General features: G+C 35.3%; 16 protein-coding genes. 15 read left to right on the top strand and 1 reads right to left on the bottom strand.

Annotation, left to right across the window (positions count from 1 at the left end; genetic code table 11):
* Nucleotides 1-84 precede the first annotated feature (84 nt).
* Together DCS95_RS07690 and DCS95_RS07695 are read left to right on the top strand one after the other, a co-directional pair.
* Entirely contained in the window at nt 85-972 is an 888-nt protein-coding gene (locus tag DCS95_RS07690) for a LysR family transcriptional regulator (protein WP_116770237.1), read from the top strand.
* A gap of 235 nt (nt 973-1,207) precedes the next feature.
* Complete coding sequence (locus tag DCS95_RS07695) at nt 1,208-1,765, top strand: nitroreductase family protein (protein ID WP_116770238.1); 558 nt, start codon at nt 1,208-1,210, stop codon at nt 1,763-1,765.
* 7 nt (nt 1,766-1,772) lie between these two features.
* Here DCS95_RS07695 and DCS95_RS07700 read toward each other — a convergent pair whose 3' ends face one another.
* Nucleotides 1,773-2,288: a DUF456 domain-containing protein gene (locus tag DCS95_RS07700; protein ID WP_116770239.1), complete on the bottom strand. Its 516-nt coding sequence runs from the start codon at nt 2,286-2,288 to the stop codon at nt 1,773-1,775.
* Nucleotides 2,289-2,431: 143 nt separating this feature from the next.
* Here DCS95_RS07700 and DCS95_RS07705 point away from each other — a divergent pair, with 143 nt between their 5' ends.
* From DCS95_RS07705 to DCS95_RS07770, 13 genes are all read left to right on the top strand, one after another.
* Nucleotides 2,432-2,794 (top strand): BlaI/MecI/CopY family transcriptional regulator, encoded by a 363-nt coding sequence (locus DCS95_RS07705; RefSeq protein ID WP_116770240.1) that lies wholly within the window; start codon nt 2,432-2,434, stop codon nt 2,792-2,794.
* Nucleotides 2,791-5,235 carry a M56 family metallopeptidase gene (locus DCS95_RS20505; protein ID WP_244178417.1) on the top strand — a complete coding sequence of 815 codons (2,445 nt, stop codon included), beginning with the start codon at nt 2,791-2,793 and terminating at the stop codon, nt 5,233-5,235. Before DCS95_RS07705 ends, DCS95_RS20505 begins: the two co-directional genes overlap by 4 nt.
* A 3-nt stretch (nt 5,236-5,238) precedes the next feature.
* Nucleotides 5,239-6,378, top strand: a complete 1,140-nt coding sequence (locus DCS95_RS07720; protein ID WP_116770241.1) for a tetratricopeptide repeat protein — start codon at nt 5,239-5,241, stop codon at nt 6,376-6,378.
* 41 nt (nt 6,379-6,419) lie between these two features.
* Nucleotides 6,420-6,896 (top strand): energy transducer TonB, encoded by a 477-nt coding sequence (locus DCS95_RS07725; protein WP_116770242.1) that lies wholly within the window; start codon nt 6,420-6,422, stop codon nt 6,894-6,896.
* A 5-nt stretch (nt 6,897-6,901) separates the two neighbouring features.
* Nucleotides 6,902-7,462, top strand: a complete 561-nt coding sequence (gene ruvC / locus DCS95_RS07730; protein WP_116770243.1) for a crossover junction endodeoxyribonuclease RuvC — start codon at nt 6,902-6,904, stop codon at nt 7,460-7,462.
* Between the two features lie 44 nt (nt 7,463-7,506).
* The gene (locus tag DCS95_RS07735; protein WP_116770244.1) at nt 7,507-7,869 is read left to right on the top strand and encodes a four helix bundle protein; all 363 of its coding nucleotides are present in this window, start codon (nt 7,507-7,509) and stop codon (nt 7,867-7,869) included.
* Nucleotides 7,870-7,905: 36 nt separating this feature from the next.
* Complete coding sequence (hemW, locus tag DCS95_RS07740) at nt 7,906-9,039, top strand: radical SAM family heme chaperone HemW (protein ID WP_116770245.1); 1,134 nt, start codon at nt 7,906-7,908, stop codon at nt 9,037-9,039.
* 125 nt (nt 9,040-9,164) lie between these two features.
* Nucleotides 9,165-9,911: a cyclase family protein gene (locus tag DCS95_RS07745; protein WP_116770246.1), complete on the top strand. Its 747-nt coding sequence runs from the start codon at nt 9,165-9,167 to the stop codon at nt 9,909-9,911.
* A gap of 2 nt (nt 9,912-9,913) precedes the next feature.
* Nucleotides 9,914-10,273, top strand: coding sequence for a DUF4260 domain-containing protein (locus tag DCS95_RS07750; protein ID WP_116770247.1), 360 nt, complete (start codon nt 9,914-9,916; stop codon nt 10,271-10,273).
* The gene (locus tag DCS95_RS07755) at nt 10,266-10,892 is read left to right on the top strand and encodes a DUF4230 domain-containing protein (RefSeq protein ID WP_116770248.1); all 627 of its coding nucleotides are present in this window, start codon (nt 10,266-10,268) and stop codon (nt 10,890-10,892) included. The genes DCS95_RS07750 and DCS95_RS07755 overlap by 8 nt, the downstream gene beginning before the upstream one ends.
* 17 nt (nt 10,893-10,909) lie before the next feature.
* On the top strand, nt 10,910-11,305 hold the full coding sequence (locus DCS95_RS07760; protein WP_116770913.1) for a Dabb family protein: 396 nt from the start codon (nt 10,910-10,912) through the stop codon (nt 11,303-11,305).
* A 10-nt stretch (nt 11,306-11,315) separates the two neighbouring features.
* Entirely contained in the window at nt 11,316-11,864 is a 549-nt protein-coding gene (locus DCS95_RS07765; protein WP_164674151.1) for a GNAT family N-acetyltransferase, read from the top strand.
* A complete protein-coding gene (locus DCS95_RS07770; RefSeq protein WP_116770250.1) occupies nt 11,861-12,214 on the top strand; it encodes an MmcQ/YjbR family DNA-binding protein in 354 nt (117 codons plus the stop codon). Before DCS95_RS07765 ends, DCS95_RS07770 begins: the two co-directional genes overlap by 4 nt.
* The last annotated feature ends 49 nt before the right edge of the window (nt 12,215-12,263 follow it).

Consider the following 12,263-nt stretch of genomic DNA (forward strand, 5'->3'; position numbering starts at 1 on the left):
AGCTTTTACTTTTCAAGATTTTTATTAAAATTAATACCTATTTTTAATACTTGGTAATATCAATTTTATCATCAATTCATAACTATGAGTAATCAAATAGAATTGCGGCATCTTACCTATTTCCTGGCGGTAGCGCAAGAATTGCACTTTAGAAAGGCTGCTGAAAAGTTGTTTATTTCTCAACCGGGTCTAAGTAGGCAAATAAAGCAAATGGAAGAGATTCTAGAAACGCAATTGTTTGAGCGAAACAAGAAAAAAGTGGGCTTAACACCTGCGGGGCACTACTTAAAAAAAGAGGTTGAATTTATATTCAACCATATGGAAAAAGTAGAGCGACAATTAAAATTGGTTGGAGATGGCGATAGTGGCGAATTACGTATTGGATTTTTAGGTTCTGCCATGCAACAGGTAATTCCAAAAATGCTATTGCAGATAAAAGAGAAGTATCCCAAGGTAAAAACATCTTTAGAAGAGCTTTCTAATTTTGCCCAGGTAGATGCCGTTTTAAAAAATCAGTTAGATATGGGTTTTGTGCGAGTTTCTAGAGTACCAAGTACTTTGGAAATGAAAACCGTTTTCACCGATACCTTTTCTTTGGTTTTACCAGAAAGGTACCCTATGCTAACCAGGGAATTTGACGGTATGGAACGATTTGCCAAAGAAGACTTTATTCTTTTTAGTCAGGCGTATAGTCCGTTGTATTATGATACCATTCTCAGTATTTGTAAAGATGCGGGTTTTGCTCCGAAAATTTCACACAAATCGGTTCATGCCCACACGATTTTTAAATTGGTAGAGAATCATATGGGCATAGCTATTGTTCCTACTTCATTGCAAAACGGATTTCAGATGCGGGTAAAGTTTGTTGAACTGAAGGATATTCCTCAACGAGCAGAATTATCGGTGATATGGAAAAAGGAACATACGAATCCGGTTCTTAAGAATTGTATGGAGTTGCTTTTAGAAGGATAGAGTGATACTATCGAGTAAATTTTAATACTTATCTAACAGTGAGTGGTGATTTGAAAAGTTAATTTTACTTTTTTGAGAAAAGAGAAAAGAGAAAAGAGAAAAGAGAAAAGAGAAAAGAGAAAAGAGAAAAGAGAAAAGAGAAAAGAGAAAAGAGAAAAGAGAAAATAGAAAATAGAAAATAGAAAATAGAGCGTGCTGCGCTTAACGTAATGCGCACAGCGAATAAACGAAAAATATGATATTTGATATAATAAAGAAGAGACGATCGGTATTTCCGGTACAGTATAACGGTACACCAATTGCAAAAGAAGATATTGAAAAAGTATTAGAGGCCGCAAACTGGGCACCAAACCATAAATGTACAGAGCCATGGCGATTTAAAGTAATTCAAGGTGAGTCACAGGCCAGACTTGGTGCGTTTTTGGCAAAGAAGTATGAGGAGCTTGATCCTAAGCCAAAAGCAATGAAGATTAAAAAGTTGCAGGAAAACCCTAAAATGGCCGGAGCCATTGTAGCAATTTGTATGCAAAGAGACCCAAAAGAGTCGTTGCCGGAGTGGGAAGAGGTAGCAGCTGTTTCAATGGCCGTACAGAATATGTGGTTACAATGTACGGAAATGGGAATAGGTTCGTACTGGTCTTCACCAGGACTCATAAAACACATGGGTGAATTTTTGAATTTAGCAGAAGGGGAAAAGTGTTTAGGCTTTTTCTATATGGGTAATTTTGATGGAGAATTAGGTGAAGGTAAACGTGCGCCCATAGAGACCAAAACCGAATGGATTACCGAATAACCGTATGCTAATTAAAAAAGGGAAACAGGGCATTACTGTGCTCCCAAGCTTTTGAAATGAAGAGTCCCAAATAAACAATGGCGACCATAAATTTCAAAAATGTACCTGTTAAGAACCCTAAGAATGAACCAAAAGCCGCTTTCGTAGCGGTTTTTTTGTCCGCCTTATTTAATAACTCTCCCACTAAAGCACCTACAAAAGGCCATATGATAATTCCGAAAGGACCTAATATTGGAAATATCAAGGCAACCAATAACCCTACCGTGGTACCGATAACACCGGCTTTTGTACCGCCAAATTTTTTGGTGCCCATTGCGGGGATCACATAATCCAACCCAAATACAAGTAGTGCTATGGCAAGGGTTATGCCCAAAAATGTCCAATTCATTGCTATTGCGCTGGTAGAATACAGTAAAAGTAAACCTACCCAACTAATCGGTGGCCCTGGTAAAACAGGTAAAAAGCTTCCTAAAATGCCTACGAGCATTAAAAGGAATCCAAGAACTAATAAAAATATATCCATTGTAAATAGTAAGTGTTACCTATAAGACTAATATAGGTTTCATTTGTTACATGATTACCTATCAAAAGTAATTTTTCAACTATAAAATTAGTTTAAACTAAATATTTAGTTATATTTGAGCGTAGAACTAAAAGATTAGTTGAATGAAACAGTTGACAAAAGCAGAGGAAGAAGTAATGATTGTGTTATGGGAATTACAGAAATGTAACGTAGCATCGATCATTGAAAAGTTACCTGGACCAAAACCGGCATATAATACCGTTTCTACAATTGTTAGAATTTTAGAAAGCAAGGGTTTTGTTGATCATGAACAAGTAGGTAAAGGATATTTGTATTTCCCTTTGGTGAAGAAATCAGATTATAGTAATCAGTCCATCAACAAATTGGTAGACGGCTATTTTCAAGGTTCTTTTAAAAGTATGGTGTCATTTTTTATGAAGAAGAATGATATGAGCCTGTCGGAATTGGAATCTGTTTTAAATGAAATTAAAAAGGAAAAACCATGATACAGTATATTTTGGAGTGCATTGCCTTTCAACTTCTTTTCTTGATTATTTATGACTTTTTTCTAAAGAAAGAGACCTTTTTTCAATGGAACAGATTGTATCTGCTAGGAACGTTTGTATTGTCTTTGATTTTACCTTGGGTAAAAATAGAAGCTTTTAAACAACAAGTACCACAAACTTTTGCCCAATACCCAGAATATTTATGGGAATTACAAAATGAAGCGGTTGTGGTTCAAGTTCAGGAATCTGCGGACTGGAATCTTACTTGGCAAGAAGGTGTTTTTTATGGCGGAATGCTTGTAGCATTAGTGTTATTCGGATTAAAAATTAGACAATTATACCTCTTGAGAAAGAGCGGGGAAAAGATTTCTTACCCTTTGTTTACCCAGATTGTTATAGAAAATAGCAGCATTGCTTTTTCATTCTTTAAATCCATTTTTATTGGAGATAAGGTGTTGAAAATGAAGCATGATACCATAATTGCTCATGAATTGGTACATATTAAACAAAGGCATACGTACGACTTGTTGTTCTTTGAGTTGATGCGAATTGTAGGCTGGTTTAATCCGCTGGTGTACGTTTATCAGAATCGCATTTCAGAATTACATGAGTTTATTGCCGATGCTCAAGTATCAAAAGAGCACAAATCAGATCATTATGAGCAGTTGTTAGCTCAGGTTTTTCAAACCGAACATATATCCTTCATCAATCAATTTTTTACAAAATCATTAATCAAAAAACGAATAGTCATGTTACAAAAATCAAAATCGAAAAAAATCTGGCAGTTGAAGTATTTGCTCCTTGTGCCAATGGTGATGGGAATGCTTCTATATACTAGTTGTAAAATGAATAAGACCACAACCGATAGTCAAGTAATCAATGAAAATGATGAGCTTTTAATTTCAGAAGTAAAGGATGAAATTAAAGTGAATAATTTGGATATGAATTACTTATATACTTCTGGTTTAGCGGAAAAATTTGAGGATATTGACCAAGAAATTACTAAACATGAATTTTTTCTATATAAAGTCTTGCAAAATGAAGTGATGGAGAAGGTATTTAAAGGTTATATTAAAGAAAACCCGGGTAAAGACATTAAGTTAGCAACGTTACAGCCACCTTCTACTGATGGCTATAATAGTTTTGTAGGTCAAAGAAAAGCGTATAAATTAATAGATAATGACTTAAAATCATCGGTTCAAGCATTCGGAAAGGATATTGCTTTTTATGATAACAGTTTAGGGGCTTATCCATCAAATTTTTTAGAATATAAAGTAAGTAATACATCGAAGCTTAGTTCAAATGAATTGCAAAAAATCAATGAATTGTTAGTTAGTTTAGAAAATGAACCTGATTATTTATCGAATATCATACTTTCTGATGATACAAATATATTTTTGATAAAGACCGATATTAAAGATTTAAAGGGTAGTATTGAGTCTCGAACAGTTAAAATTGTAAGCGAAGAGGAATTTGAAGAAATGGACAATGTCAATGTTGCTTTTGCAATAGTGGAGGAAGCCCCAATTTTCCCCGGCTGTGAAAATGCAGCTGATAAAAGAGCTTGCTTCAATGAGAAAATTCAAAAACATATTAGCAAACATTTTAATTATCCGCAAGCAGCACAAGATGCTAATATAGAGGGACGAGTAAGTACTATGTTCACTATTTCCTCTGAAGGAGTTATTGAAAATATCAAAATGCGTGGTCCGGACAAGCTATTGGAAGATGAGGTGGAACGCATAATAAAAAGGTTGCCAAAGATGACTCCTGGCAGGCAATCTGGTAAAGCCGTTAATGTTCCTTTTTCTATTCCAGTACAATTTAAGTTAAAGGATAGTGATGATTCTGAAGAGGAAGTTAAAAAAAACATCTATGATAATGATGTACCTTTTTCTGTTATAGATGAGGTTCCAATTTTCCCTGGGTGTGAAGATGCTACTGATAAACGAGCTTGCTTTAATGAGAAAATGCAACTACATATTAGTAAACATTTTAATTACCCAAAAGAAGCACAAGATGCTAATATAGAGGGACGAGTAAGTACGATGTTCACTATTTCCTCTGAAGGAATTATTGAAAATATCAAAATGCGTGGTCCGGACAAGCTATTGGAAGATGAGGTGGAACGCATAATAAAAAGGTTGCCGCAAATGACTCCTGGGAAGCAAACAAGAAAAGCAGTTAATGTTCCTTTTTCTATTCCTGTTAATTTTAAATTACAAGAGAGTAGTACGGCCAATATGGTTTCTGAAATTTCTAAAGAAAGTGAGGTGGAGCCATTGTACTATATTAATGATAGAAAAATCACTAAACTAGAAATGGAAGCTATTGATCCAAATACTATAGAAAGTATTTTTATTTTAAAAGATGAAAAAGCCATAGAAAAATATGGTGAAGAAGGTAAAAATGGAGTTGTTGAAATTAAAATTAAAAAGTAATAAGTGAAGCATCTTTTTATATTTACACTGCTATTATTACAGATTAAAGTCGAGGCTCAAACCTCGGCTTTAGCTATTGCTGATAGCTTATATACTTTAGGGAATTATTCAAAGGCGATTAATGAATATTCCAAAGTTGGCGGACTTTCTGCTGCGCTTCAGATAGCAAGAAGTTACAATGCCGTTGGCAATTATGAGAAAGCTATTACACAGTATCAATATGTGGTCGAGGTAGATGTCAAAAATCAACTCGCACAATTTGAACTTGGAAAATTATTGCTGAAAGTAAATAGGTTTGACGAGGCAAAACCTGTGTTTAAAAATTTGTCTAATCTCAATACGACTAACCCTGAGTTTCAGTTTTATTTGGGGGAAGTCAATCGTCATTTAGATGCTACAGACGCAAGTTTAAAACAATATAAAAAAGCAATTAATTTAGATAGTACGCATCTAAGAAGTCTGTTTCAACTCGCAAAACATTACACTATTAAGCAAGAGCGAGACAATGCCTTAAAGTATATTTTACAAGGATTGCGTTATTATGAGAATGATGTCTCGCTAATTAATTTACATGCGTTGGTTCTCTTTAACGATTATCAATATGAAAAGGCTATTCCATTGTTTGAAAAGCTTTTAGAATTAGGGGAGGACAAAGATTATGTGTACGATAAATTAGCTTTTTCGTATAACAGAAATTGGGAATTTAGTAAAGCAAAAAAAGCTTATCATATTTTGATAAAACGGGATGATACCAATTCACAGACGTATTTTGACCTTGCGAGTGTTTATCAGAAGGAGAACAAATTAGATAGCGTTAAAATTTACATTAACAAAGCAATGGAAGTTCAAAAACCGATTTTTGCGAATGGTTATAGTCAATTGGCATATATTGCTCGTGAGCAAAAAGATTTTAAAACAGCATTTAAATTCTTCAAAATGGCTCATCAAGAAGATACATCTGATGCGCGTACATATTATAATATAGCTACAACATACGATCAGTTTGGTACTGATTTGCAGAAGAAATTAGTCTATTATCAGAATTTCTTAAATGATTACCCGAATGAGCATCCGTATTATTACGAAACCGCTAAAAAACGTATTTCTGAATTAAAGGAAGAAATCCATTTTACCAAAGATTAACTCCTCAAAAAAATCGTAATTTCACCCGTAGAACAGGTGTAATGAAACGAGTTATCTATTTTCTTGTGTTAATTTTTATAAGTTCTTGTTCGTTCTTTGAGTCTAAACAAAAAAGAACGCAGAAGCTTATAGATGAGGAGTTGCGCGATATGGATTGGAACAGTGTAGACTCTTATCCTTTTTTCTATACTTGTGAAGAAGCGATTACCAAAGAACAACAGAAAATTTGCTTTGAAGAAACCTTAATCTCTCATTTTCAAGAAACCTTAAATGATTTTGAATTCATTTTAACCGATAAAGAAAGTGAAACTGTAGATGTTATCTTTGTCATTGACACTTTAGGAAGAATAAAGGTATCTAACATAGAAAAGAATATCTTGGTGCTTGATCAAATGCCAGAATTTGATGGTGTGGTTACCCAAAGCTTAAAGAATCTTCCTAAACTTGCACCCGCTATAAAAAGAGGAATTCCGGTGAATTCCAAATACCGAATTCCTATTCAATTAAAAACAAACTAAAAATTTTGGCGCACGAAAAGATAATATTGGGTATTGACCCGGGTACCACCATTATGGGTTTCGGACTCATTAAGGTAGTGGGTAAAAAGATGGAGTTCGTTCAAATGAACGAATTGCTTTTGCAAAAGTATAACGACCCATACACCAAATTAAAGCTGATTTTTGAACGTACTATTGAGCTTATTGATACTTATCACCCAGATGAAATTGCTATTGAAGCCCCTTTCTTTGGTAAAAATGTACAGTCCATGCTCAAATTAGGCAGGGCACAAGGGGTTGCCATGGCAGCCGGACTCTCACGTCAAATACCAATTACCGAATACCTGCCTAAAAAAATAAAAATGGCAATTACCGGTAATGGTAATGCCAGTAAAGAACAAGTGGCTAGAATGCTACAAAGCGTATTAGGACTTAAAACACTCCCAAAAAACTTAGATAGTACAGACGGACTAGCAGCTGCCGTTTGTCATTTTTATAATCAAGGTAGAATTGATGTGGTCGGTAAAAGCTATTCTGGCTGGGATGCTTTTGTGAAACAGAATGAGAAAAGGGTTAAGAAATCTTAACAATGACCAATAAACAATTAACAGTTAACAATAATTAATTGGCAATGAATAATGAAAATCCTCTTTTGAGTAAATCTTATGATTTTGCTTTGCAGATTGTTAAACTTTTTCAAGAACTAACTAAGAATAAAAGGGAATATGTTCTATCTAAACAACTTTTAAGAGCAGGAACTTCTATAGGTGCGAATATAGCAGAAGCTAATGGCGCGATATCAAAAGCAGATTTTTCTGCTAAGATTTCAATAGCTTATAAAGAAAGCTTAGAGACTAAATATTGGTTAAACCTTTTAAAGGATTCAGAATATATTAAATTGTCAATTGCGAATGGTTTAATAGAAAAGGCTGATGAACTTTCTAAAATTATGTTCGCTATACTTAAATCGACAAGAATTAAAAAACAAGTATAATTAATTATTGGTAAGTGTTTATTGTTAATTGAAACTATGTCCGGAATCTACATCCACATTCCATTTTGCAAGCAGGCTTGCCATTATTGCGACTTTCATTTTTCTACCTCTATGGGGAAGAAAGAGGCGATGGTGAAGGCTTTGTGTAAAGAACTGGAGCTTCGTAAAGAAGAGTTCGCAGGCGAGAAGGTAGCTACTATCTATTTTGGTGGAGGTACACCTTCTGTTCTGGAGACCGAAGAAATAGCGCGATTGATTAATACCGTTCGTGAGCACTATGATGTTGTGGACAATCCGGAGATTACGTTAGAGGCGAATCCTGATGACCTGTCCGAAGAAAAAATATTGCAATTGGCAGCCAGTCCTATAAATCGTTTAAGTATAGGCATTCAATCATTTTTTGAGGAAGATCTAAAACTGATGAATCGCGCACATAATGCTTTGGAAGCTGAAAAGTGTTTGCAATTGGCGAGTCAGCATTTCGATAATATTTCGATTGACCTGATTTACGGAATGCCGAACATGACTTTAGAACGGTGGAAACAGAATATTGAAAAAGCGTTGGGTTTTGGTATACCGCACATCTCCAGTTATGCCTTAACGGTTGAGCCAAAAACGGCACTGGCTAAATTTGTTGAAGACGGATTGATTATTCCCGCTACCGACGAAGAAACTCAAGAACATTTTAACCTGCTGAACGAGACTTTACTGGCAGAAGGATTTGATTGTTACGAGATTTCCAATTTTGGTAAACCAGGGTATTATTCTCAAAATAATTCCGCCTATTGGCAACAGAAAAAGTATATAGGTATTGGTCCGTCCGCTCATTCCTTTGATGGTGTACAACGTGGGTGGAATATTAATAACAATCCGAAATACATTAAATCCATAGAACAAGATGTAGTACCTATGGAAGTTGAGGTGCTTTCTGCGACCGATAAATACAATGAGTATGTCATGACGGGCTTGCGTACGATTTGGGGTGTTTCGTTATCTAGAATAGCGACTGAATTTGGATCGAAATACAAAGAGTACATCTTAATGCAATCCGATAAGTTTTTAGAAGAGCATTTGCTTTTCGTTGATGGTGACATCCTTAAAACCACAAAAAAAGGCATGTTTTTGGCCGATGGCATTGCCGCAGATCTGTTTATGGTGAATTTGAAATAACAAATAGTATCGAGAACAAGCTAGGAACACGAATATTCACCTCTTCTTAAATCCTTCAAAATAACCGCCCAAAAAGTTGTAATTTTCTTATCTCAAACCTGCCTTATAATTTGAGCGTAAGTAAAATGAAGACTACCATAACCTATAATGCCAACGAGTACAAAATAGACCTATCTAAACCATTGGATATTTCTATTGCCCTAACTAATAAAAAGGACAATGTAAACGCTTGGTATATTGATGCCCCAAAGATAGAGCCACATCGAGAGAAGGATTTTGTTGGGAGTATTCCGGCAGGGGCGAGCACCAATTTTTATGATATATGGTTTAATCCGCATGCACATGGTACGCATACCGAATGTGTGGGGCATATTTCAAAAGAACATCAATCTGTAAATCAGCATTTAAAGCAGTTCTTCTTTTTGGCTGAGGTAATTACCATAACACCATCCGTAGAACAAGGGGATTTCGTAATTACAAAAAATCAACTTCAAAAAGCGTTGAGTAGCAAAACGCCAACAGCTTTAGTGATAAGAACGCTTCCTAATGCAACATCAAAACAAAACAGGCAGTATTCACATACCAATCCGCCTTTCATTTTAGAGGATGCCATGATATTCTTAAAAGAACTGGGTGTTGAGCATTTGTTGGTAGATCTACCATCGGTAGATAAAGAAAAGGACAATGGTGCTCTTTTGGCGCACAAGGCATTTTGGAACTTTAATGGAGCAGTGAGATTAAACGCTACGATCACTGAGTTTATTTATGTGCCAGATTCAATTACTGATGGTACATACTTTTTGAACTTGCAGGTAGCACCTTTTGAGAATGACGCTAGCCCAAGCAGACCAATACTTTATAAAATAGAATAACTATGAAAAATCTATTAAAATTAGAGGAACTCGCCTTAATGGTACTCGGTATTTTTATGTTCGGCCTGTTAGGTTACCAATGGTGGTGGCTACCGGTTTTAATACTCACTCCAGATATTTCAATGTTGGGCTATTTACTAGGTTCTAGAATAGGTGCGTTGTGCTATAATGTTTTTCATCATAGGGGTTTTGCCATACTTTTATACTTTGTAGGCATATATTTTATGTTGCCCATAGTACAATTAATAGGTACAATTCTTTTTATACATACGGCTATGGACCGTATCTTTGGTTACGGACTTAAATACGATAAAGGGTTTAAGTTTACGCATTTAGGAGAAATAGGTAATAAAAATGGATAATATTTTTGATACGATTCTGGGTCTGGTTTTAGGAGCCATTGGTATGTATTGGCTTTTTAATTTTTTTAAAGGCAAGAAAAGTAAAGAGATTACAACACACCAATCTACCGTGTTATTGGAGAAAATGAAAAGTGTTTGCAAATTGATATCTGTAGAAGGCGAGTTTGCCGAAATCTATAAGTATGAAAACGTAAAGGACTTTATGAGTTTGGTGAGCAGTAAAAAGAAGGCACTGGTTGTAATTAAAGCTAAGGCTCATATCGGTTATGATCTCAGTAAAATTTTGATGCACGCCGATGAAGGAAAGAAAACAATTGTTCTTGATAATTTTCCACAGCCGGAAGTATTAAGTATTGAACCGGAGTTGGAATTTTATGATATTAAAAGCGGATTTTTTAACTTTTTTGCTCCGGATGATCTCACTAAATTGAACTCTGAGGCTAAAACCCATATCAGAGAAAAAATACCGGAAAGCGGATTGATGGAAACCGCGAGAAAAGAAGCATTGCAAACTGTTTTAATCATGGAGAAAATAGTTGAAACCATTGGTTGGACGCTTGATTATTCGGCACTTAAAATTCCGCAGAAACAAATAGAATTGTTAGAAGAAAAACAATAAATTAAATGAAATTTAAAATGAAAAATGTAATTTGTATCCTTGTAATAACCTTAATGACCACTGTAACTTTTGGTCAAAATGATGATAAAATGACAGAATTCGATGCTAATTTTTCACATACCGTATTTTTTTGGTTGAAAAATCCTGATAGTCAAGCAGATCGTACCGCTTTTGAAACTTCCTTACGTAAGTTTTTAGATAACTCAGCCTATGCGAAAACACAGTTTATTGGCGTGCCGCCAAAGGCGAGTAGAGATGTTGTAGATGGTTCTTTTACCTATTCTTTGATCGTAAGTTTTGACTCTGCCGAATCTCAGCAAGCATATCAAGATGAAGCACCTCACAAGGTATTCATTGCAGAGTCGGAAAAATTATGGTCAAAAGTAATCGTTTACGATTCCACCGGAATCTAAATTTGAGGGGGTGATCTATAGAAAGGCTACGGCGGCTGATGTAGCCGATATTGCAACCCTGCATGCCAAAAGTTGGCAGCAGAATTACCGTGCATCTTTTAGTGCCCATTTTTTAGACCATTTGGCATTCGAAAATAGGCTAAAAGAATGGGAAAATCGTTTTCAGCATCATACAGATGATCAGTTTGTTTTGTTAGCAGAAGACGAGGGTGAATTATTAGGTTTTATGTGTGCCTATTTTGACCATGACGACAAATACGGTACGTTATTGGACAATTTACACGTAAGTCTTCAAGCTCAAGGGAAAGGTATTGGTACAAAACTGATGACCGCATTGGCACAAGAGATTCTTGCTATAGATAGTGGTAATAACTTTTATTTATGGGTGTTAGATACCAATGCTGCCGCAATAGCATATTATGAAAAAGTAGGCGGTGTTGCTATAGAACGTGTAGAATCTAACGATATTGGCGATAAGACCTTTGTAAAAATTAGGTACTATTGGGATGATGCCTCACAGTTTTTGGATAACATGAAAGACAAAACGGTACATAAATGAACGTTGAAGAATACCGAGAATATTGTATTTCAAAGAAAGGAGTTACGGAATCTTTCCCTTTTGATGAGGTAACCTTGGTTTTTAAGGTAATGGGCAAAATGTTCGCCCTTTGCGGATTAGATCACGTGCCATTACGTATCAATTTAAAATGTGACCCAGAAAGAGCCATAGCACTTCGTGAAGAGCATGATGGCATTATAGAAGGTTGGCACATGAGTAAAAAGCATTGGAATACTGTTTACCTGGACAAAATTTCTAAAGACCTTACGAAAGAACTTATTGACCATTCTTATGATTTGGTGGTCTCTAAATTGACTAAGAAAGTTAAGGCAGAGTTGGAGGCACTTTAATTCATCATTCCATTTATAGAAACCATTTTCTAAGGTTATCTTTACCTTT

The sequence above is a fragment of the Maribacter litoralis genome, from assembly GCF_003075045.1.
GTDB classification, from domain to species: Bacteria; Bacteroidota; Bacteroidia; order Flavobacteriales; family Flavobacteriaceae; genus Maribacter; species Maribacter litoralis.

Excerpts from the sequence above, each read along its gene's own strand:
- DCS95_RS07690 (WP_116770237.1), top strand. The coding sequence starts at position 85 with ATGAGTAATCAAATAGAATTGCGGCATCTTACCTATTTCCTGGCGGTA.
- DCS95_RS07695 (WP_116770238.1), top strand. The coding sequence starts at position 1,208 with ATGATATTTGATATAATAAAGAAGAGACGATCGGTATTTCCGGTACAG.
- DCS95_RS07700 (WP_116770239.1), bottom strand. The coding sequence starts at position 2,288 with ATGGATATATTTTTATTAGTTCTTGGATTCCTTTTAATGCTCGTAGGC.
- DCS95_RS07705 (WP_116770240.1), top strand. The coding sequence starts at position 2,432 with ATGAAACAGTTGACAAAAGCAGAGGAAGAAGTAATGATTGTGTTATGG.
- DCS95_RS20505 (WP_244178417.1), top strand. The coding sequence starts at position 2,791 with ATGATACAGTATATTTTGGAGTGCATTGCCTTTCAACTTCTTTTCTTG.
- DCS95_RS07725 (WP_116770242.1), top strand. The coding sequence starts at position 6,420 with ATGAAACGAGTTATCTATTTTCTTGTGTTAATTTTTATAAGTTCTTGT.
- DCS95_RS07735 (WP_116770244.1), top strand. The coding sequence starts at position 7,507 with ATGAATAATGAAAATCCTCTTTTGAGTAAATCTTATGATTTTGCTTTG.
- hemW (WP_116770245.1), top strand. The coding sequence starts at position 7,906 with ATGTCCGGAATCTACATCCACATTCCATTTTGCAAGCAGGCTTGCCAT.
- DCS95_RS07745 (WP_116770246.1), top strand. The coding sequence starts at position 9,165 with ATGAAGACTACCATAACCTATAATGCCAACGAGTACAAAATAGACCTA.
- DCS95_RS07750 (WP_116770247.1), top strand. The coding sequence starts at position 9,914 with ATGAAAAATCTATTAAAATTAGAGGAACTCGCCTTAATGGTACTCGGT.
- DCS95_RS07755 (WP_116770248.1), top strand. The coding sequence starts at position 10,266 with ATGGATAATATTTTTGATACGATTCTGGGTCTGGTTTTAGGAGCCATT.
- DCS95_RS07760 (WP_116770913.1), top strand. The coding sequence starts at position 10,910 with ATGAAAAATGTAATTTGTATCCTTGTAATAACCTTAATGACCACTGTA.
- DCS95_RS07770 (WP_116770250.1), top strand. The coding sequence starts at position 11,861 with ATGAACGTTGAAGAATACCGAGAATATTGTATTTCAAAGAAAGGAGTT.